The 20,680-nt window shown below is 42.7% G+C and carries 19 protein-coding genes; 4 read left to right on the top strand and 15 right to left on the bottom strand.

Going from position 1 to position 20,680, the window contains the following annotated elements; translation table 11 throughout:
- Positions 1–30 precede the first annotated feature (30 nt).
- Complete coding sequence (rpmF, locus tag E2K93_RS16100) at positions 31–201, bottom strand: 50S ribosomal protein L32 (RefSeq protein ID WP_135440068.1); 171 nt, start codon at positions 199–201, stop codon at positions 31–33.
- A gap of 29 nt (positions 202–230) precedes the next feature.
- Positions 231–743 carry a 23S rRNA accumulation protein YceD gene (yceD, locus tag E2K93_RS16095; protein ID WP_135440067.1) on the bottom strand — a complete coding sequence of 171 codons (513 nt, stop codon included), beginning with the start codon at positions 741–743 and terminating at the stop codon, positions 231–233.
- A gap of 251 nt (positions 744–994) precedes the next feature.
- Here yceD and E2K93_RS16090 point away from each other — a divergent pair, with 251 nt between their 5' ends.
- Positions 995–1,588, top strand: a complete 594-nt coding sequence (locus E2K93_RS16090) for a Maf family protein (RefSeq protein ID WP_135440066.1) — start codon at positions 995–997, stop codon at positions 1,586–1,588.
- Positions 1,589–1,664: 76 nt separating this feature from the next.
- On the opposite strand, the gene soxR is transcribed toward E2K93_RS16090, so the two are convergent.
- A complete protein-coding gene (gene soxR / locus E2K93_RS16085) occupies positions 1,665–2,102 on the bottom strand; it encodes a redox-sensitive transcriptional activator SoxR (protein WP_135440065.1) in 438 nt (145 codons plus the stop codon).
- A 391-nt stretch (positions 2,103–2,493) separates the two neighbouring features.
- On the opposite strand from soxR, the gene E2K93_RS16080 reads away from it, so the two are divergent.
- Positions 2,494–2,916, top strand: a complete 423-nt coding sequence (locus tag E2K93_RS16080) for a VOC family protein (RefSeq protein ID WP_135440064.1) — start codon at positions 2,494–2,496, stop codon at positions 2,914–2,916.
- A 99-nt stretch (positions 2,917–3,015) separates the two neighbouring features.
- Here E2K93_RS16080 and rluC read toward each other — a convergent pair whose 3' ends face one another.
- A complete protein-coding gene (rluC, locus tag E2K93_RS16075) occupies positions 3,016–4,050 on the bottom strand; it encodes a 23S rRNA pseudouridine(955/2504/2580) synthase RluC (protein ID WP_135440063.1) in 1,035 nt (344 codons plus the stop codon).
- A gap of 622 nt (positions 4,051–4,672) precedes the next feature.
- Here rluC and rne point away from each other — a divergent pair.
- On the top strand, positions 4,673–7,810 hold the full coding sequence (gene rne, locus E2K93_RS16070; RefSeq protein WP_135440062.1) for a ribonuclease E: 3,138 nt from the start codon (positions 4,673–4,675) through the stop codon (positions 7,808–7,810).
- Positions 7,811–7,975: 165 nt separating this feature from the next.
- On the opposite strand, the gene E2K93_RS16065 is transcribed toward rne, so the two are convergent.
- From E2K93_RS16065 to gyrA, 11 genes are all read right to left on the bottom strand, one after another.
- Positions 7,976–8,290 (bottom strand): ComEA family DNA-binding protein, encoded by a 315-nt coding sequence (locus E2K93_RS16065; RefSeq protein WP_135440061.1) that lies wholly within the window; start codon positions 8,288–8,290, stop codon positions 7,976–7,978.
- Positions 8,291–8,554: 264 nt separating this feature from the next.
- A complete protein-coding gene (gene yeiP / locus E2K93_RS16060) occupies positions 8,555–9,127 on the bottom strand; it encodes an elongation factor P-like protein YeiP (protein WP_135440060.1) in 573 nt (190 codons plus the stop codon).
- A gap of 24 nt (positions 9,128–9,151) precedes the next feature.
- Entirely contained in the window at positions 9,152–9,850 is a 699-nt protein-coding gene (pyrF, locus tag E2K93_RS16055) for an orotidine-5'-phosphate decarboxylase (protein WP_135440059.1), read from the bottom strand.
- 4 nt (positions 9,851–9,854) lie between these two features.
- Complete coding sequence (lapB, locus tag E2K93_RS16050) at positions 9,855–11,024, bottom strand: lipopolysaccharide assembly protein LapB (protein ID WP_135440058.1); 1,170 nt, start codon at positions 11,022–11,024, stop codon at positions 9,855–9,857.
- Positions 11,025–11,047: 23 nt separating this feature from the next.
- Positions 11,048–11,284: a lipopolysaccharide assembly protein LapA domain-containing protein gene (locus tag E2K93_RS16045; protein WP_169127827.1), complete on the bottom strand. Its 237-nt coding sequence runs from the start codon at positions 11,282–11,284 to the stop codon at positions 11,048–11,050.
- A gap of 85 nt (positions 11,285–11,369) precedes the next feature.
- A complete protein-coding gene (gene ihfB, locus E2K93_RS16040; RefSeq protein WP_135440539.1) occupies positions 11,370–11,654 on the bottom strand; it encodes an integration host factor subunit beta in 285 nt (94 codons plus the stop codon).
- 356 nt (positions 11,655–12,010) lie between these two features.
- Positions 12,011–13,675 (bottom strand): 30S ribosomal protein S1, encoded by a 1,665-nt coding sequence (rpsA, locus tag E2K93_RS16035; protein WP_135440056.1) that lies wholly within the window; start codon positions 13,673–13,675, stop codon positions 12,011–12,013.
- Positions 13,676–13,853: 178 nt separating this feature from the next.
- The gene (gene cmk / locus E2K93_RS16030) at positions 13,854–14,531 is read right to left on the bottom strand and encodes a (d)CMP kinase (protein ID WP_135440055.1); all 678 of its coding nucleotides are present in this window, start codon (positions 14,529–14,531) and stop codon (positions 13,854–13,856) included.
- Between the two features lie 21 nt (positions 14,532–14,552).
- Complete coding sequence (gene aroA / locus E2K93_RS16025; RefSeq protein ID WP_135440054.1) at positions 14,553–15,875, bottom strand: 3-phosphoshikimate 1-carboxyvinyltransferase; 1,323 nt, start codon at positions 15,873–15,875, stop codon at positions 14,553–14,555.
- Positions 15,876–15,997: 122 nt separating this feature from the next.
- Positions 15,998–17,083: a 3-phosphoserine/phosphohydroxythreonine transaminase gene (serC, locus tag E2K93_RS16020; protein WP_135440053.1), complete on the bottom strand. Its 1,086-nt coding sequence runs from the start codon at positions 17,081–17,083 to the stop codon at positions 15,998–16,000.
- A gap of 109 nt (positions 17,084–17,192) precedes the next feature.
- Entirely contained in the window at positions 17,193–19,898 is a 2,706-nt protein-coding gene (gene gyrA / locus E2K93_RS16015; RefSeq protein ID WP_135440052.1) for a DNA topoisomerase (ATP-hydrolyzing) subunit A, read from the bottom strand.
- A 546-nt stretch (positions 19,899–20,444) separates the two neighbouring features.
- Here gyrA and E2K93_RS16010 point away from each other — a divergent pair.
- The gene (locus tag E2K93_RS16010; protein WP_135440051.1) at positions 20,445–20,657 is read left to right on the top strand and encodes a TIGR02922 family protein; all 213 of its coding nucleotides are present in this window, start codon (positions 20,445–20,447) and stop codon (positions 20,655–20,657) included.
- Positions 20,658–20,680: the final 23 nt, after the last annotated feature.

Genomic DNA, 20,680 nt, shown 5'->3' with positions numbered 1-20,680 from the left:
CGACGGTTAGACTATCCAAAGTTAACTCGCTTATTTAGCGATAACTTTTTCACCTTTGTAAAAGCCATCGGCTGTTACGTGGTGACGGCGGTGAGTTTCGCCAGATACGCTATCTACTGATAGATTTTCTGTAGTCAACGCATCGTGTGAACGGCGCATGCCACGTCTTGAACGAGATTTCTTACTCTTTTGTACGGCCATTTTACCTTACTCCTAAAAATTTTTTAAAGCTACTTGAGGTTTTTTAAAACATCAAATGGATTCGGTTTCTCAAGCGTATCCGGTAACTTGCCCCAAGTCGTGTTGGCATCTTGGCCACAGTCCTCGAGGTTATGTTTCGGAATTAATGGAATCGAAACTAAAAGTTCATCTTCCACTAAATCGCGTAAATTGACTTCACCATTTTCATCTAAAACGACAGCATCATAATGTTCCGGCAGTTCACCTGCCTTCTCCTCATTTTTCGCAGGAGAGAAAGAAAAGTCTACTTTCAACTCTTGTTCAAATGGTTCATTACAACGCTGACATGTTAAATAAACTTGGGTTGATGCTTTTCCGCTGATAACAATCAAACCCTGTTCATCAACATCAAAATTTATTACAACATTTACATGCTCGGTAGCCTTATCAGCTTCACCAAGCAATCTTTCGAACCGGCATAGTTCAAAGAATCCATCAACGACTAAACGTCGCTGTGCACTTTTGTACGGATCTATTGTTACCGGAAGTTTAAGATTCTTCATAAGGCGCGCATATTAATGGGTGTATCGCCCTGTGTCAAAAGAAAATTAACCTTTGTCTGTTCTTTTGACTAATTAATGACAAATTTTAACACAAGTGACTTAATTGTGAACAATTTTACTCGGTTAACTTGCTATTAACCTATTTTGCCACAAGAAAAGCCAACTATCATCAATTCACAGTATGACAGATATTGGCGAGAACATGTGCTTCGGCTACAATGCCTGCAACATAACCAAACAAACACAGACCCATGACACAACTTGTATTAGGTTCAACATCTCCTTTTCGTAAAGCTTTGTTAGAGAAACTTGGCGTGCCGTTTGCCTGCGCCAAACCAGACGTAGATGAAACAGCGCTTGCTGATGAATCGCCAGAGCAGTTGGTCGCGCGCCTAGCTGAACAAAAGGCAAACGCGGTAGCGGCACAATATCCTGACGCTTTAATCATTGGCTCAGATCAAGTCGCCGTGTGCGATGGCAATATATTGGGTAAGCCACATACTCATGAAAACGCCATTAAACAATTGCAATCCTTCAGCGGAAAAACGGTCACCTTCTTAACCGGCTTATGCTTATATAATAGTGCGACGCAAAACAGCCAGGTTATTGTTGAGCCGTTTTACGTGAGTTTCCGCGAACTGAGCCTCACCGAAATAGATAATTACCTTAAAGCCGAACAACCCTACAATTGTGCCGGTAGCTTTAAGAGTGAAGCCTTAGGGATTTGTTTATTTGACTCGTTACAAGGTGATGATCCAAACAGTTTGATTGGCCTGCCATTGATAAAATTGCATCAACTATTAAAAAATGAAGGTTATGACGTGCTCGCGAAACAAAGCCTGTAATCACTAAAATTTGTTAAAGATAAAGGGTTAAACAGATTAACCCTTTCATCTATATAGGCGAGCTTTAGCTGCGCCATTAGCGTTTGTTAAGTAATACGGCGCCTACCCCTTGCTTTGCCAATGTGTCGTCTGGGTTATATAAAGGACAAGACTTTAAACTCAGGCAACCACAGCCAATACACCCATCCAGTGAGTCTTTAAGTTTATTCAGCTGAACTATGCGTTGTTCTAATTGTTGTTGCCATAAGGTCGATATCGTCTGCCAGTCTTGTTTGTCCGGTGTGCGATTTTTTGGCAGCGAGCGAAATACGTTTTTAATTTCTTCTAAGCTCACACCGAGCCCCTGCGCGACCTTTATTACCGAAATTCGTCGTAAAACATCGGCTTTGTAACGTCGCTGATTGCCGGTATTACGCCAACTGGTGATCAGCCCTTTGGTTTCGTAGAAATGCAACGTCGACACCTTCACTCCGGTGCGTTTGGCCACTTGCCCGACAGATAAGTTTGCCTCCATATTTCACCTCTTTATCACTAGCTCTTTGTAAGTAATCGAATTTTTCGATTCGTTTAATCTACTAATTTAATGCAAAAAAGCCTTTACCTCAAGTTAACTTGAGGTCTTATCCTTTGCATTACAAGATGACAACACACAAACAAAAACAGCATCAATATAAAGGAGCAACATGATGAAAACTTTAATCAATAACGTACAAAACTGGCTAGATAACGATTTTAAGAAAAAATATTGGCAGTTAATGAACGACACCATGGCCAACAAATAAGCGTCACAAAACGCTTTAGGCAATAACCAGGTAGCTAAAGAACGATAACAAAATAACCCGACGTTGGTGTTAATCAGAGGCAAAATAACAAACTCGAGACTCTAACACGTCAAGGAGAAAACGATGAGATTAGAACATATTAATTTGGTGGTCAGTGATTTGGATAAGACATTGACCTTTTATCAAGCGGCATTCCCCCATTGGCATGTGCGTGGTCAAGGACAGATGAATTGGTACGGCAAGGACCGACGCTGGTTACATTTTGGTGATGACCAGCAATATATTACCTTTAACGACGGTGGCGAAGGCAAAAATCGCGATTTAAGCTCACAACAACTCGGTCTCGCCCACTTTGCCTTTACCACTAGCAATCTGCAGTCGTTAATAGATAGATTAAAACAGGCTGGATTTACACGCTCTAGCGGTGGCAAGCAATTAACCGGTCGACGAAACGCTTATTTTATCGACCCGACAGGCTTTGAGGTGGAGTTTGCGCAATACACCGCCGACGACCCAGCAATACGTAATTTCTATGAAGATGAGTGAACACCTTGATACAGCAATAACAGGCACAAAAAAGGCGGAGAAAATACCGCCTTTGGATTTATTTTAGTGAACCGTTAACATAAGGCTAGCCATGCCAGCTTAATAGGTTTTGATGGTCTGCTTTTTCAATATCGCCGTTAATTGTGCATCATATGGCGCTTCAAAACGAACCCGCTCTGCACTTCTTGGATGTTCGAATTCAATACTGTGAGCATGCAGGAATAATCGTTTAAGGCCTTGCTTGTTCATCGTCGCAGTAAAATCTTCAGCACCGTATTTGGCATCACAAGCAATAGGGAATCCAGAGCATTGGCAATGCACACGAATTTGGTGCGTACGGCCGGTAACCGGAAACGCTCGAACCAAACTAGCACCTTCAAAATGCTTTATTACTCGATAACGGGTTTCTGACTCTTTACCTTGAATATTGTCAACGATAACGACACGTTCGCCTGATTTAAGCTCATTTTTACGTAACCCTTCGGTTACCTTAGTGAGTTTTGTAGGCCAATGCCCTTTGACTAAAGCATGATAAAATTTTTGCACTTTTTTACTGCGCAGTTGTTCGTGCAAATGACGTAATGCAGAGCGCTTTTTGGCAACCACTAGACAACCGGATGTGTCACGGTCAAGACGATGCACAAGCTCGAGCATCTTTGCTTGTGGACGCAGTGCGCGCAGCGCTTCAATGAGTCCAAATGACAAACCACTACCACCATGCACCGCCATACCCGATGGTTTATTAATGACAATTAAACAGTCATCTTCAAACAAAATGCTTTGTTCAAGACGAGATACTTTGTCTAATTTAGTCGAAACAACATCGGTTTTCTCAGACACGCGTATCGGTGCCACACGGATAACATCATCTGTCTGCAGCTTATATTCAGGTTTGGTACGTTTTTTATTAACCCGTACTTCGCCTTTACGTAATAAACGATAAATCATGCTTTTTGGTACCCCTTTGAGGGTTCTTAGCAGAAAGTTATCGATTCGTTGACCGGCACTGTCTTCATCTACCGTAATGAAGCGAACCTTAGGTCTATCAGCATTAGGCTCGGCAGCGTTTTCAGAGGGGTTTGTTGCCGCTTTTCGTTTATCGTGCAACGGATTTTTAGGCTTGTTGTCTTTCATGGCGCGAAGTCTAACACATTTTTTTGCATTTTTGCGTAAATTTCTAAGGCAAAATCATTGCCTTAAGCTAGTATTTAGTGGGATAATGGCTCAGTTACTGAAAAATTATCTGTAACAATAAAAAGTAAACGATAAAACTTAAAAAATCGACTTACTTATTAAAGGAAAATTGAAACAAACCGCACTCCAGAGAGAATCGTAAGAGGTTTATTGCGGCAACTTCACTATACGAACAATTGAGCGAGTTACATGCGCATAGGCCATTTGCCGAGTATGTCCGCCACAAAAGATATAGTGACAGCATTGCCCATTGCTTGATTGGCGCTTGTAACTTGCCAAATTCGAAGCATAAACAATGAATCCAGCAAATTCGGAGTGTTTTTAACAAAAGCCAGCACAATATGTGTGATGTGTAAAAGTTATTCGCGTAAGTAGAACCGACAAAGATAGGCTCTACTAACGTAAAAAATTTAATGACAGTCCCGAATTCATTAGGGAGTTGACATCCGTGAGGCTGACAACCCTCTGTTTATCTGCTTTTCTGCCTGAATACCAGGTATGTTAGCTTTTGCACAAATGCGCCTGTTGTGACTTGGTTTATAAAAACAGAGTCATAAATTATATGAAACGCATGTTAATCAATGCTACACAGTCGGAAGAATTCCGCGTAGCGCTTGTTGACGGCCAAAGCTTGTACGATCTGGATATCGAAAGCCCAGGCCATGAACAGAAAAAAGCCAATATCTACAAAGGTACCATCACTCGCGTAGAACCATCTCTTGAAGCAGCATTTGTGGACTACGGCGCCGAACGCCACGGTTTCTTACCTATGAAAGAAATCGCCCGCAGCTACTTCCCACAAGGCTACAGCTTCCAAGGCCGCCCTAACATCAAAGATGTATTGCAAGAAGGCCAAGAAGTCATCGTGCAAATTGATAAAGAAGAGCGAGGCCAAAAAGGCGCCGCCCTTACCACCTTTATCTCACTTGCTGGTAGTTACTTGGTATTGATGCCAAACAACCCGCGTGCTGGTGGTATTTCACGTCGTATCGAAGGTGATGAACGTACCGAACTTAAAAACTCACTGTCTAAGCTAAACCTACCTAAAGGTATGGGCCTTATTGTTCGTACCGCAGGTGTTGGCAAAGCCTACGAAGAGCTAGAGTGGGATTTAAACGTTTTAATGCAACACTGGAAAGCAATTGAAGATGCTGCATCGTCACGCCCTGCACCATTTTTAATTCACCAGGAATCAAATGTAATCTTGCGCGCAATTCGCGACTATTTACGTCGTGATATTGGTGAGATTGTTGTTGACCGTCCAAAAGTATTTGATCAAGTAAAACAGCATATCGACTTAGTTCGTCCTGACTTTATTAACAAAGTTAAGATGTACAAAGGTGATGTACCACTGTTTACCCATTATCAAATCGAATCGCAAATTGAATCTGCGTTCCAACGTGAAGTGCGTTTGCCTTCTGGTGGTTCAATCGTTATCGATCCAACAGAAGCATTAACCTCCATTGATATCAACTCTGCCCGTGCTACCAAAGGTGGTGATATCGAAGAAACCGCATTTAATACCAACTTAGAAGCTGCGGAAGAAATTGCCCGTCAATTACGTCTTCGCGATTTAGGTGGTTTGATTGTTATCGACTTTATCGATATGACGCCGGTTCGTCATCAACGTGAAGTTGAAAACCGCATGCGCGATGCCGTACGTCCAGACCGTGCTCGTATTCAATTAAGCCGTATTTCAAAGTTTGGTTTGTTAGAAATGTCGCGTCAGCGATTGCGTCCTTCTATTGGCGAAACAAGCCAACACGTGTGTCCTCGTTGTAGCGGTACTGGTAATGTTCGTGGTGTTGAGTCTTTAGCTCTTTCTGTTCTTCGTTTAATGGAAGAAGAAGCGATTAAAGATAAAACCGCGCAAGTTCATGCCCAAGTTCCTGTTCCTGTAGCCACTTACCTTTTAAACGAAAAGCGTAATGCTGTAGGGCATATTGAGCGTAATCATAACGTTAAAGTATTAATTTTAGCGAATAGTGATATGGAAACGCCGCAGTACGAAGTATTGCGAGTTCGTGACGATGAAACGGTGGCCACCTCAAGCTACGAAATGAAGCTAACAGAGGCGGTTGTTGAAGAAGCGGTTATGCCGAAGTTCCAAAAGGAAGCAGTTAAACGCGACGAGCCAGTATTGCAAGGTATGACAGCACCGAAGCAACCTGCTCCGCAACAAGCTGAGCCTGAGAAAGCGTCCGCTGGTTTGTTCGAAGCAATCAGCAGCTTCTTTAAATCTTTATTCTCGGCTGACGAGAAAAAAGAAGAGAAGAAACCACAACGCAGCAATCAACGTCGCCCACAAGACAACAATCGTCGTCGTAAGCCGCGCAATCAACAACGTCGTGGTAAAGGTCGCGAGCAGCACAAAGGTGGTGATAAGCAAGATCAACAGCGCGATAACAAACGTGATGCGCAACGCGATCAGCAAAATAAACGCCAGAAGCCGCAGAAAGACGCTCCAAACAAAGACGTTCAAAACAAAGGCAAGCAACAGCAACAGCCAAAGAAACAACCTCAAGAGCAAAAAGCGAAAGAGGAAAAAGTTGCAGAACGCCGTCAACGTCGAAATGTTCGTAAAAAAGTGCGCGTAAGTGAGCAAAATAAAGAGCAAGATGAAACTCAACAAGCTGCAACTGAGACGGTAAAAACCGACACACCAGTGAAAAAAGAGCAGCCTGCTAGAAAAGAGCCTCGTAAAAATAAAAACGAGAAAGCGAAACCACAGCAAGCTGAAGATGCTAAAGCTGAAGATGTAAATGAAGATAGCGCAGAAAATGCCGGTGATGAGGGTGACAATAAAGAACGTCGCCAACGCAGCCGTCGTTCTCCACGTCACTTACGCTCTTCAGGCCAACGTCGTCGTAAAGAAAAACAAGATGCTGCTGAGACTGAAAATGCCATCATCGAACAACGTATTGATGAAGATCCAGTAACTGCACGTTACCCTGGCAGTACAGAAGCTGATGAAGCACAAACATCGCTTGATCTTGAAACGCCAGAAGGTTTTGTTGCTAAACAACAAGCACCTGAATCTGAGGTTGAGCAAGCAGACAGTGGTGATGGTGTGCCAGAGCAGCAACAAAGCCTGCCATTAGATGCCGATGCGCCAGTAGCGAAAAAGAGAACGAGAAAGCCTCGTTCAGCTAAAAAAGCTGAGCCTGTCGCTGAACAAGCCACAGAAAGTGCTGAAGCTGTTAAAACCGAAGCACCTAAAGCAGAAGCGCCTAAAGCCGAAGCGCCTAAGACTGAAGCGCCTAAAGCAGACGCGCCTAAGACTGAAGAGCCTAAAGCAGACGCGCCTAAGACTGAAGCGCCTAAAGCAGACGCGCCTAAGACTGAAGAGCCTAAAGCAGACGCGCCTAAGACTGAAGCGCCTAAAGCAGACGCGCCTAAGACTGAAGCGCCTAAAGCAGAAGCGCCTAAGACTGAAGCGCCTAAGACCGAAGCACCAAAAGCAGAGCCTAAGACTGAAGCGCCTAAAGCTGACGTTAAAAAGCCAGCAGCAAAAGTCGTTCGCTTAAAGGCTAAAGCACATGCGCCAATGGCAAAACCAGCGGCTGTAGAACCTGCATCATCGGTTATTCCGACAGATGCGGTTGATACTGCCGATCGTGAGTCGGTTGTTCGTTCAGAACGTTCAGCTGCAGTAGGTTTTGCAACAGAGCACAGTACTTCAGGTCCTACGAAACCTTAAATAGGCTTTAATTAGGCTTTAACAGACCACAGTTTTGTTGAAGTACAATTAATCGCAACATAAAAATGCCAATCATATGATTGGCATTTTTTATTTTTAAACGTTTACTGTAAAAGCGGATGTCACTAATTAATATTTAGCGATTAAATCATCTCACTTTATCTGTTACAGCTTCATATACTGGGCGTTTTTCTCGATAAATTTTTCGCCAATACCTTTTACATTAGCCAAATCTGTTAATGACTTAAATGGGCCATTTGCTTGACGATAGTCAACAATCGCTTGTGCCTTTTTACTGCCTAAGCCTTTTAACTCAGACAATTGAGCAGCATTGGCTTTATTGATGTCCACACGACTATGGTTTGCTTGCGCCACAGCATCACTTGCTACGTTTTTGTTTTGAGCTTTATCTGCAAACGCAAAGCTAGTTGATGGGATTAATAGTGATAACGCCAAAAAAGATGAAGTAAGTATTTTCATGTGTAGTTCCTTTACGTATTTAGAGCTGAATAGAACGATGACTAAAGACCGCCCTGCCATTGCTGCATCCTGCAACAATCAGTGACAAAGGTTGTCACCTATTTAAAACATAGTTAACCAAGCGCTGATGTCAAAACAACAAAGGTACCATAGCGACTAGGTTAATGTATTTACTACCGCTCTCGGTCGCGTAAATAACGGTGCAACAAAAAAAGCGGCAACCTAGTGGTTGCCGCTTTTTAATCGTTATTAAAGCGTGACTGGTTATTTATCAGCACGACTCATAAATTTTTTCTCTTCGGTATTCACTTTTACGCGATCGCCAGTAGAGATGTATTCAGGAACTTGAATAACAATACCTGTCGTTAAAGTTGCAGGTTTAGTGCGAGACGTTGCCGAAGCACCTTTGATAGAAGGATCTGTTTCCACAACCTCCAATTCAACACTTGGCGGCAATTCAATCGATACTGGGTTACCATCAATGATGACCACGTAAATCCCTTCAGTTGCTTCATTGATGAACTGAATTTCATCACTGATAGATTCGGTATTAATGTTGTACGGCGTGTAGTCTTCATTATCCATGAACACATATTCATCACCATCGACGTAAGAGAACATGGCTTGACGACGCGTTAAATCAGCCAAGGTAAGCATGTCAGAGTCTTTAAACGACTCATCGGCTTTACCACCGGTTACCGCATCGTATAAGCGCATACGATAAATGCTGCCACCTGCACGGCCTTGTGGTACCGAACGTTGAATATCTTTTACGAAAAAAACGCGATCGTTATGTTCAATCGCCTGATTCTTTTTAATGTCACTTGCCTTAGGCATGATTAATTCCTGTTAACGTTTGTTCTAAACAATAATGCTTTTATTTATATCTTCAAGAACCTGGAACGGATCTGCAGCTTTGGTGATCGGACGACCAATGACCAAATAATCAACACCAAGTTCGATTGCTTGCGGCGGGGTCATGATGCGTTTTTGATCATCCACTGAACTGCCTACCGGACGAATACCTGGGGTTATCAATTTAAATTCTTGACCTAGGTTTTGCTTTAGCATTGCCGCTTCTTGGGCTGAGCATACGACACCATCAAGCCCTGACTCTTTCGTCAATCGCGCAAGGTTCATAACCTGTTGTTCAGGTGTCACCGCTAAGCCTAATTCATGCAGATCTTGCTCTGTCATACTGGTTAATACCGTAACCGCAATCAACAATGGTGCGTCTTTACCATAGCTTTCTAGGCCCTGTTTGGCGGTGGTCATCATTTTACTGCCACCAGAAGCATGAACATTGACCATCCAAACGCCAAGATCAGCGGCTGCTTGCACAGCTTTGGCAACAGTGTTTGGGATATCATGAAATTTTAAATCAAGAAAGACGTCAAAACCGCGATTTGTTAAACCTTTTACAAACTCAGGACCAAAGTGGGTAAACATTTCTTTGCCGACTTTCAACTTCGCCTGGTTTGGTTCAATTTTGTCAACAAATGATAGCGCTTGCGCTTTTTCAGCAAAATCCAGAGCCACAACTACTTTGGCATCAGACATCTAATTATTCTCCTTCAAGGCCTCTTACCGGCTTTAATTGTTCCCAGTCATGACAGCTTGGGCATGACCAGTAATGGACTGTTGAATTGAAACCACAATTACGGCAGCTGTACCTAGGCCTAATGTTAATATAGGCGGCGACCATTTCGCTAATCACATCAAGGCTTTTTGCGGTTTTATCATCCTGACTTTCATGACGTTGCATTTTTACAAAGTGTTTGAAGCCACGGATGGTTGGGCGTCTCTTTAACGCCTGCAAAATATATTCTTCTGCCTTTTCTTTCGATTTCGATTGTTCAACATATTCTAAATATTTGATCAGCGCAGTTGTACTACCACTTTTCTCGAACACTTTACGAATAAACGGATAGAATTCATCGTTAATATCACTGCGCTGATATGCAGCCTGCATTTTATCAATAACGTCAGGAAAAAACTCCATATCTTGATAAAAAATTTCTTTATAACACTGGCATGCATCATTAAATTGCTCGCTATTTTCAAAAACCTGAGCCATAAGAAAATTAGCACGGCTGGACTTAGGGTGCAGCTCTAATGCTTTTTGCAATAATTCTAGTTCGCGTATGTACTCATTTTGCGCAAACGCCTGTGTCGCCAACTCGCAATAAAAGTTCGCTAATACGTGTTGTAATTTCTTATCTTTGCTTTTAATTATCGCCTTTTCCAGTTCTCGGCCTTTTTGCCAATCTTTGGTGTTTTGGTATATCTGCAACAAATAACTTAAAGACTTATTGCCATAGGTAGGCGTTTTCGTCAGTTTTAAAAATAACTTTTCGGCACGGTCAAACAAACCAGCAGCATAAAAATCACGACCTAATTCAAATAAGGCTTGCTGCTTTTGAGGATCTGATAATACCGGCTGTCTCACCAGGTATTCATGGACTTTAAGCGCCCTGTCGAGCTCACCTCGCTTGCGAAACAAGTTTGCCATAGCGAAGTGAGCTTCAACGGTATCATCTTCTACCGTTAAGGCTTCTAAGAGAAACTCCATGGCCTTGTCTTGTTGGTTAGACAACAGATAATTTAAGCCAGTGGAATATTTGATGGTGAGATTGTCTTTGTCGGTTTGGTCTTTTTGTTTAACGCTGTTGCGGCCCATAAACCAACCGTAACCTACAGCAACCGGGAGCAACAAGAACAATAATTCAAACATAAAAGATAGGGCTTCTTGTTAGTTTATTTGCTGGAGGATTTACGCAAACGTTTAATTTTGCGCGACAGCATGATACTGAACATGGTCATCAGACCTATGACGAAGCCAATAAGGGTAAAGATGCTTACCGCCATGGCGACCGACATTCGTGACTTCGCAACGATATAGTTCAATTCAATCAATTGCTCGTTTTGCGTACCAAAAACAAAAGCGATGGCTAAAAAGATGAACAATACTAGTACAGATAAGTAGAGTTTCAAAGGAGTGCTCTTTTTGATTCGTTGGTTAAGTGTCTCAAGTATATGAATAAATAAAACCGGAGCACAAGTGCTCCGGCCTAATATTCTACAAAGACAGGTTCACCCGCTCGCGCAATTCCTTGCCCGGTTTAAAATGCGGTACGTATTTGCCCGTTAATTCAACCGACTCGCCGGTTTTAGGATTACGACCGGTTCGCGGTGCACGATAATGCAACGAGAAGCTGCCAAAGCCACGAATTTCAATCCGCTCCCCTGTTTCCAGAGTATTGGCCATCATCTCGATAATTTCTTTTATCGCTGTCTCAACATCTTTCGCTGAAAGATGTTCAAGTCTATCTATTAATCTTTCTATAAGCTCTGACTTAGTCATTTGAACCCCAACTCGTTCTTTTGCCATTCTTGTACCAAAACGCTAAGTCTAAGCTCGTTTGTTGCCTTAAGACTTTTGGTTGCCATTCTTTCTTTTATTAATTTTAATAAATATTATAGTTTGATCAAATAGTTATGTCGTCTTTTTTTTAAAAAATTGTAACCGTATCAACTTATTAGCACGCTTGAACAAAAAACAAACAGCAAATTGACGGCTAACTATTTAGAAAAATCGCATTAATTTGTCAAAACAACTTAGTACATTCGTTTAATTATAACGAGACGGGTAAATATCAGACATAAAAAAAGCCGCGTTAAGCGGCTTTTTATTACGTAATAACTTAATCTGATGTCAGATTAGTTTTTCGCGTTTTTGAAGGCTTCAGCCATAGCGTTAGTGAATGAACCATCTTCCGCTTGGTTTACGTCTTCTAGAGCTTGACGCTCTTCAGCTTGATCTTTCGCTTTGATAGAAAGGCTGATTGCACGGTTCTTACGGTCAACACCAACAAACTTAGCTTCAACGCTGTCGCCAACGTTAAGTTCAGTTGTTGCATCTTCAACACGCTCACGTGAGATGTCAGCTACACGGATGTAACCTTCAACACCTTCAGCTAGCTCAACTTTAGCACCTTTAGCGTCAACTTCGATGATAGTACCAGTAATAACGGTACCTTTCTTGTTGTCTGCTAGGTAGTTGTTGAACGGATCTTCTTCAGTTTGCTTAACGCCTAGAGAGATACGCTCACGCTCTGGGTCAACTTGAAGTACAACAGCACTGATTTCATCGCCTTTCTTGTATTCGCGAACAGCTTCTTCACCGCCATTCCAAGAAATATCAGATAAGTGAACAAGACCGTCAATACCGCCTTCAAGACCGATGAAGATACCGAAGTCAGTGATAGACTTGATCTTACCAGAAACTTTGTCACCTTTGCTGAAGTTCTTAGCAAACTCTTCCCATGGGTTCGGGATACATTGCTTAAGACCTAGTGAAATACGACGACGTTCTTCGTCGATTTCAAGAACCATAACTTCAACTTCATCACCCAAGTTAACAACTTTAGATGGGTGGATGTTTTTGTTAGTCCAATCCATTTCAGAAACGTGAACTAGACCTTCAACGCCTTCTTGGATTTCAACGAAACAACCGTAGTCAGTTAGGTTAGTTACGCGACCAGTAAGTTTAGAACCTTCTGGGTAACGATTAGCGATAGCTGCCCATGGATCTTCACCTAGTTGCTTCATACCTAGTGATACACGGGTACGCTCACGGTCGAACTTAAGAACTTTAACGTTGATTTCGTCGCCAACATTAACAATTTCACTTGGGTGCTTAACGCGCTTCCAAGCCATGTCAGTGATGTGTAGTAGACCATCGATACCACCAAGGTCAACGAACGCACCGTAATCAGTAAGGTTCTTAACGATACCTTTAACTTCTTGACCTTCTTGTAGAGACTCAAGAAGTGCATCGCGCTCAACAGAGCTTTCAGATTCGATAACTGCACGACGAGAAACAACAACGTTGTTGCGTTTTTGATCTAGTTTAATAACTTTAAATTCTAGATCTTTACCTTCAAGGTGAGCAGTGTCACGTACTGGACGAACATCTACTAATGAACCAGGAAGGAAGGCACGGATGTTAGAAACTTCAACAGTGAAGCCACCTTTAACCTTGCCGTTGATAACACCAACAACAGTCTCTTTCTCTTCGTATGCTTTTTCAAGGAACTGCCAAGCTTCGAAACGCTTCGCTTTCTCACGAGAAAGGATAGTTTCACCGAAACCGTCATCAGTAGCGTCTAGAGCAACATCTACTTGATCGCCAACGTTGATTTCTACTTCACCAGCAGAATTCTTGAATTGGTCAATTGAGATAACAGATTCAGATTTAAGGCCAGCATCAACTAGTACGTTGTCTTTTTCGATACGTACAACAGTACCTTTGATGATTGAACCAGGACGTGTTTCGATTTCTTTTAAGCTTTCTTCAAAAAGCTGTGCAAAATTTTCAGTCATAACTTGTATATAAACTCAGTTATTAATCCAGTCGACGTCATTGTCTCATGGGGTTGTTTAATTGACTTCGTGCTTCCATGCAGTAAGCCCTAAATAAAGATATCAACCATAATTGGTTGATATCGTATAAATCTATTTACATTAATTGTTTTAGCTAAAGATAATTTAAATCAATTACTTAGCTCAGCTTTTCACTGGCGAACAAGAGGATTTTTTCAACTACTTGTTCAATACTCATTTCAGTTGAGTCTACAATTAACGCACCTTCGGCGGGTACTAGCGGCGCAACTGCTCGGTTGCGATCTCGGTCGTCCCGTAGACGTATATCTTCCAAAAGGCGCCCGATACTAACATCTCCACCCTTTTGTTGCAACTGTAAATAGCGTCTTCTCGCACGTTCTTCAGCGCTGGCGTCAAGAAATACTTTTACTTTTGCATCAGGAAAAACCACGGTTCCCATATCTCGACCGTCAGCAATCAAACCAGGGGTTTCACGAAATGCACGTTGGCGACGCAATAATGCCTCTCGAACTCGTGGATACGCGGCGACTTTTGATGCCACAGCACCAACAGTTTCGGTGCGGATATTGTCGGTTACATCTTCCCCTTCCAACAATATACGCGTCTCGTTATCTTCCACTGAAAATTCAACATCCAGATGAGCCGCTAACGGGATCACGGATTCTTCATTATCAACATCAATGCCGTGATGTTCGGTAGCCACAGCTAGCACGCGATAAATAGCGCCACTGTCTAAAAAATTCCAGCCTAGTTGCTCAGCAACTATCCTTGCTACTGTCCCCTTACCTGCGCCACTTGGGCCATCAATTGTAATTAGAGGGATTTGCTCACTCATGTGTAATTCCTAATTCACTTATTATGCTTGTTGCTTTTTGATGTTCAAACCTACGCCATTAGCCATTTCAACAAAGTTGGGGAATGATGTGGCAACATTTTCGCACTCGAGTATGGTAATTGTATCACTAGCACGCAAAGAACTGATAGCAAAAGACATGGCAATTCGGTGATCATGGTGTGAATTTATCGTTCCACCGCCTAATTTTCCACCAACAATGTCAATCCCATCTGGTACAACAGTACAATCAACACCCAAAGTCACTAGACCATCGGCCATGGCTTGAATACGATCACTTTCTTTTACACGTAACTCTTCAGCATTGCGAAGACGAGTTGTACCTTTAGCACAAGCGGCTGCTATAAATATTGCAGGAAACTCATCAATTGCCAACGGTACATCCTTCTCATCGATATCAATACCTTGTAATTGTGATGCATGCACTATCAAATCAGCCACGGGCTCAGCCCCAGCAAAACGTTTGTTAACTAATTCAATATTTCCGCCCATTTGCTGAACAATGTTTAACACACCAATACGAGTTGGGTTCATGCCAACATTGCGCAAGGTTATCGAGCCTTGCTTGGCTATTAAGCCGGCAACGATAAAAAATGTTGCTGATGAGATATCACCAGGGACGGTAATATCACAAGCGGTTAAGCGACCACCGCCTTGTAGGCTCACTTTATTGCCATCGACTTGCACGTCATAACCAAAGGCTTGCAACATACGTTCGGTGTGATCGCGAGTAATGCCCGGTTCAGTAACTGTGGTTGTACCTTCGGCAAACAAACCGGCTAAAAGAACACAGGATTTTACCTGCGCACTGGCCATTGGCAGCGGGTAATCAATACCGCTTAGTTTGCTGCCACCTTTAACCACCACCGGTGGCGTGCCATCATCGTTGGCGCTAATATCTGCACCCATAAGTTTCAATGGGTTAACAACACGCATCATTGGACGCTTATTCAGAGATACATCGCCTGCCATTGAGCTAGCAAATGATTGCCCGGCTAGAATCCCCGACATTAAACGAATCGATGTGCCTGAGTTACCGATATCAATTTGTTCACTTGGTTGTCGCAAACCATCAATACCAACACCATCAATAATCACGTTATTGTCTGCATCAGGCCCTTGTATATTTACACCCATGGCTTTAAACGCATTCATAGTTGCCAAACAATCATCACCAGGTAAAAAGCCTTTCACATACGAGCGGCCATCGGCTAAAGAGCCAAACATAATGGAACGGTGAGAAATTGACTTATCTCCTGGAACGTTGACGTCACCATTGACGTTACCTTCAACAGGATTGGCAATAAAGGTTAGAGAACCTGACATGTTTACTTCCTTCTATATATACAGCATGAATGCGATGCGTGAATGCCTGTTATTGTAATTAGTGGCAGTTTAATCTGTTTATTATGGGTAAGTCGCTACCTTGCCCAAGTAGATACGTTGGGTTAAGCGTTTTCTGCGGCGAATTGCTTCATAAAGTCAACAAGTGCCTGAACCCCTTCGATTGGCATGGCGTTATAAATACTCGCGCGCATACCGCCGACCATACGGTGCCCCTTTAAAGCCAACAAGCCAGCGTCTTTCGCTTCACTTAAAAAGCGTTGGTTGAGATCTTCATCGGTTAAATAAAATGGTACATTCATCAAAGAACGATTGCTTTTATTAATGCGCGACTGATAGAACGCAGATGCGTCGATATAGTCATACAGTAATTGCGCTTTATCTTGGTTATGCTGCTCAATGGCTGGCACGCCACCTAATGACTTTAACCATTGAAACACCAGCGATGCCAAATACCAAGCATAGGTAGGCGGCGTATTAAACATAGACTCAAAATTTGCGGTCTTTTCATAATCCATAATCACCGGTGTTGCCTTAGCATGTTGACCAAGCAAGTCTTCACGAACGATAACAATGGTTAGGCCTGACGGGCCGATATTTTTTTGCGCACCAGCGTATATCAACGCAAACTGGCTGACATCAATTTGTCTCGATAATATGGTTGACGACATATCAGCAACCAAAGGCACGCCATTGGTTTGCGGAACCTCAAATATTTCAATACCGTCAACGGTTTCGTTTGGACAGTAATGAACATAGGCTGCGTTAGGGTCCAAGTCCCACTCAGAGCTTGGCTTAACCGCTTTTTCGCCATTAATGTCAGTGACGACATCTACACTGCGAATACGCCCGAACTTCTCGCCTTCAACCACAGCAGCTTTTGACCATGAACCGGTTACGATGTAATCCGCACTTTTTCCTGCAGGTAATAAATTTAAAGGTACCGCTGAAAACTGGCCTCGTCCGCCACCATGGCAAAATAATACTTTGTAGTTATCAGGGATGTTCATCAAATCACGAAGGTCTTGCTCAGCTTGGGCAGCAAGCGCCATAAATTCAGGGCCACGGTGGGATAATTCCATCACCGAACAACCGCTATCATTCCAGTTTAAAAATTCGCTTTGGGCACGTTGCATAACCGGCTTGGGTAACATTGCCGGACCGGCGCAAAAATTAAACACTTCACTCATTGCTGTTTTACTACCTATATAACTTGCGGCAATACCTTGCAGTCTTTGCCTGTTTAAAAACAAAATGAGCGGGGTTAGCCGCTCATTTTTTCATTGTTGTTACGTTGAATTATTCGTCGCTTGCCTCAGCGTCATCCGCTTCAGCCTGCTCCGCTTCCGGCTCTGGTTGAGCGTCACCATCTGCTGTTGGTGCACCCTCTTCGCCTTCTAGCAATTCATCGTCTTCATCGATTTCTTCGATTCGTTGTAAGCCTACGACGTTTTCATCTTCAGCGGTTCTGATTAATCGAACCCCTTGCGTATTACGGCCGATGATGCCGACTTCATTAACACGAGTACGAACTAAGGTACCGTTGTCGGTGATCAACATGATCTCGTCATTGTCATCAACTTGAACTGCGCCAACAACCGGACCATTACGATCACTCACCTTGATTGATACCACACCTTTGGTCGCACGCGACTTAGCTGGGTATTCTTCAAGTGCGGTACGTTTACCATAGCCGTTTTCAGTAACCGTTAACACCGCACCGTCGGAGCGAGGAATAATCAGTGAAACAACTTTTTGGTCACCTTCAAGTTTGATACCACGAACACCTGTTGCGGTACGACCCATGGCACGAAGTGCATGAATCTGTTCGCCAGTCTCTGCATCAACTTTGATTTCACCGGTCTCGCTATCGCGAGCCATCTCGTTGAAACGAACCACTTTACCTTCATCACTGAACAACATAATGTCGTCATGACCATCGGTAATATCAACACCGATCAAGGTGTCGTCATCACGTAAGTTCAAGGCGATAATACCATTAGCACGTGGACGCGAGTACGCCGTCAATGGTGTTTTCTTAATCGTACCTGATGCTGTCGCCATGACGATGTATTTATCTTCTTCATATTCGCGTACCGGTAAAATAGCGGTAATACGCTCGTCACTATCCAATGGTAGGATATTAACGATAGGTCGACCACGAGCAGTACGAGTTGCTAGAGGTAATTGATACACCTTCAACCAGTACAACTTGCCTCGGTCAGAGAAACATAAAATCGTATCATGGGTATTGGCAACCAACAGACGTTCAATGAAATCTTCATCTTTCATCTTGGTTGCAGCTTTACCTTTACCACCACGACGTTGCGCTTCGTATTCACTAAGCGGTTGATACTTACAGTAACCTTCATGAGATAAGGTCACGACAACGTCTTCTTCAGTGATTAAATCTTCTAGGGACAAATCATGAGATGATAATGAGATTTCTGAGCGACGCTCATCACCAAACTCTTCACGAATCGCTTCTAACTCTTCACGAATAACTTCCATTAAACGTTCAGGGCTAGATAAAATGTGTAGCAATTCAGCGATGATGTCTAATAACTCTTTGTACTCATTTAGAATCTTTTCGTGCTCAAGACCAGTAAGCTTTTGTAGACGTAAGTCCAAAATAGCCTGAGCTTGTTGCATGGTTAGGTAATATTTACCATCACGGAAACCGAATTCTGGTTCTAACCATTCTGGACGCGCGGCATCAACACCTGCACGTTCAAGCATGTCAGAAACATTGCCTAAATCCCAACCTTGAGCCGTTAGCTTCTCTTTTGCTTCAGCGGCTGTCGGCGAGCTTTTGATGCATTCGATGATAGGATCGATATTCGATAACGCTACCGCCAAACCTTCCAAGATGTGCGCACGCTCACGCGCTTTGCGAAGTTCAAAGATAGTACGACGTGTTACAACTTCACGACGATGCAAGATGAACTCATCAATCATATCGCGTAAGTTAAACAGTTTTGGTTGGCCATTTGAAAGCGCAACCATGTTCATACCAAAGCTAATTTGCATTTGTGTTAGTTTGAATAGGTTGTTTAATACAACCTCACCCACTTCACCGCGCTTAACTTCAATAACCATGCGCATACCGTCTTTATCAGACTCATCGCGTAGGGCTGAAATACCTTCAATACGTTTTTCTTTTACTAGCTCAGCCATTTTTTCAATAAGGCGAGCTTTGTTTACCTGGTACGGTAATTCGTGAACAACAATGGTCTCTTTGCTTGTTTTCTCGTCTACTTCAATTTCAGTGCGAGCACGAATATTTAATTTACCGCGACCGGTTTTATATGCTTCATGAATACCCGCAACGCCAGAGATAATACCCGAGGTCGGGAAGTCTGGTGCCGGAATGTATTCAATTAATTCTTCGGTAGTAATGTCTGGATTTTCAATCATGGCAATACAGCCATTGACGACTTCCGTTAGGTTATGCGGTGGAATATTGGTTGCCATACCAACCGCGATACCGGATGAACCATTAATTAACAGGTTAGGTACACGCGTTGGTAAAACTGAAGGCATAAACTCTTGGCCGTCGTAGTTCGGCACAAAATCAACAGTTTCTTTTTCAAGGTCGGCAAGTAAGGCATGCGAGATTTTCTGCATGCGGATTTCCGTATAACGCATTGCCGCTGCAGAGTCGCCATCAACAGAACCGAAGTTACCTTGACCATCAACCAACATGTAGCGAAGCGAGAATGGCTGAGCCATACGAACAATAGTGTCATAAACAGCGGTATCACCATGTGGGTGATATTTACCGATTACGTCACCAACAACACGGGCAGATTTTTTATAGCCCTTGTTCCAGTCATTACCTAAATCGTGCATTGCATATAGCACACGACGATGCACTGGTTTTAAACCATCACGTACATCAGGTAAAGCACGACCTACGATTACACTCATGGCGTAATCCAGGTATGAATTCTTTAATTCATCTTCAATATTGACAGGAACGATTTCTTTAGCCAGATCGGTCATAAAACGATGCTTTCCCTAAACTTGAACACCTAGGTTTATCGGGTGCTCCAACATTATTATTATCGAGGCAGAATTTTAGCATAAAAGCCCTACCTTCTGCACTTCTTTAGTCGCAATAAACGTTTTTTATTACGGTGCAACAAAGCACCCTTTAGCTTATATTTACGCGACTAATAAAAATAGCCCTGCCGCAACGTGATAAACGACCAAGAGTGATTGCAACTCTAGAGGTAAAATGCGACAAGATAATTAACGCTCACTGAACAAAAAACACACGTCAAAAGTCAGTAAACCGTCGTCTTTCAAACTATTGATTAAACCCTAATCCTAGCCGCTTGTCACCTCTTTTATAAGCCTTTTTACAGAAAATAATCTTTGTTATCAGTTATAGGTTTACATATTGATATGACTTCGATATAAATAAGCGTAGTTACAAATAGTTAACACACATGGACTGTGTGATTTCATAGGTCAAAAAACCAGCGACGGAACGGTTATATGCGCAGGTAAGACCTGTTGTAGAAATTAGGAAATAATAATAATCACATGGCTAAAGTTATCCAGCGAAAAGTAACCATTCTTTATTACGACATAACCTCTTTACAACTAAAACACGCCATTGAGACATTTCCTCAAAAAGATGGCGGTCGAGTCGTTATTGATGAGGAATTTAAGAAAGGTAAATCCATTATTGCAGTATGTGATGGTGAAGTAACCGTTCTTAACAAGATAGGTGACCGAATAGACGACGAACGCTGATCGTTAGCGCTTGTTCCAAACAA

It is taken from the genome of Thalassotalea sp. HSM 43 (genome assembly GCF_004752005.1).
GTDB lineage: Bacteria > Pseudomonadota > Gammaproteobacteria > Enterobacterales > Alteromonadaceae > Thalassotalea_A.
Note: the sequence above shows the minus strand (reverse complement) of the source record. Positions and strands in the feature narration are given on the sequence as shown.

Coding starts and splice junctions, on each gene's coding strand:
- pyrF (WP_135440059.1), bottom strand. CDS start 9,850: ATGTCTGATGCCAAAGTAGTTGTGGCTCTGGATTTTGCTGAAAAAGCG.
- rluC (WP_135440063.1), bottom strand. CDS start 4,050: ATGAAAGACAACAAGCCTAAAAATCCGTTGCACGATAAACGAAAAGCG.
- E2K93_RS16090 (WP_135440066.1), top strand. CDS start 995: ATGACACAACTTGTATTAGGTTCAACATCTCCTTTTCGTAAAGCTTTG.
- yeiP (WP_135440060.1), bottom strand. CDS start 9,127: ATGCCTAAGGCAAGTGACATTAAAAAGAATCAGGCGATTGAACATAAC.
- soxR (WP_135440065.1), bottom strand. CDS start 2,102: ATGGAGGCAAACTTATCTGTCGGGCAAGTGGCCAAACGCACCGGAGTG.
- gyrA (WP_135440052.1), bottom strand. CDS start 19,898: ATGACCGATCTGGCTAAAGAAATCGTTCCTGTCAATATTGAAGATGAA.
- E2K93_RS16080 (WP_135440064.1), top strand. CDS start 2,494: ATGAGATTAGAACATATTAATTTGGTGGTCAGTGATTTGGATAAGACA.
- cmk (WP_135440055.1), bottom strand. CDS start 14,531: ATGAGTGAGCAAATCCCTCTAATTACAATTGATGGCCCAAGTGGCGCA.
- aroA (WP_135440054.1), bottom strand. CDS start 15,875: ATGTCAGGTTCTCTAACCTTTATTGCCAATCCTGTTGAAGGTAACGTC.
- yceD (WP_135440067.1), bottom strand. CDS start 743: ATGAAGAATCTTAAACTTCCGGTAACAATAGATCCGTACAAAAGTGCA.
- rne (WP_135440062.1), top strand. CDS start 4,673: ATGAAACGCATGTTAATCAATGCTACACAGTCGGAAGAATTCCGCGTA.
- lapB (WP_135440058.1), bottom strand. CDS start 11,024: ATGTTTGAATTATTGTTCTTGTTGCTCCCGGTTGCTGTAGGTTACGGT.
- rpmF (WP_135440068.1), bottom strand. CDS start 201: ATGGCCGTACAAAAGAGTAAGAAATCTCGTTCAAGACGTGGCATGCGC.
- rpsA (WP_135440056.1), bottom strand. CDS start 13,675: ATGACTGAAAATTTTGCACAGCTTTTTGAAGAAAGCTTAAAAGAAATC.
- serC (WP_135440053.1), bottom strand. CDS start 17,083: ATGAGTGAAGTGTTTAATTTTTGCGCCGGTCCGGCAATGTTACCCAAG.
- ihfB (WP_135440539.1), bottom strand. CDS start 11,654: ATGACTAAGTCAGAGCTTATAGAAAGATTAATAGATAGACTTGAACAT.
- E2K93_RS16065 (WP_135440061.1), bottom strand. CDS start 8,290: ATGAAAATACTTACTTCATCTTTTTTGGCGTTATCACTATTAATCCCA.
- E2K93_RS16010 (WP_135440051.1), top strand. CDS start 20,445: ATGGCTAAAGTTATCCAGCGAAAAGTAACCATTCTTTATTACGACATA.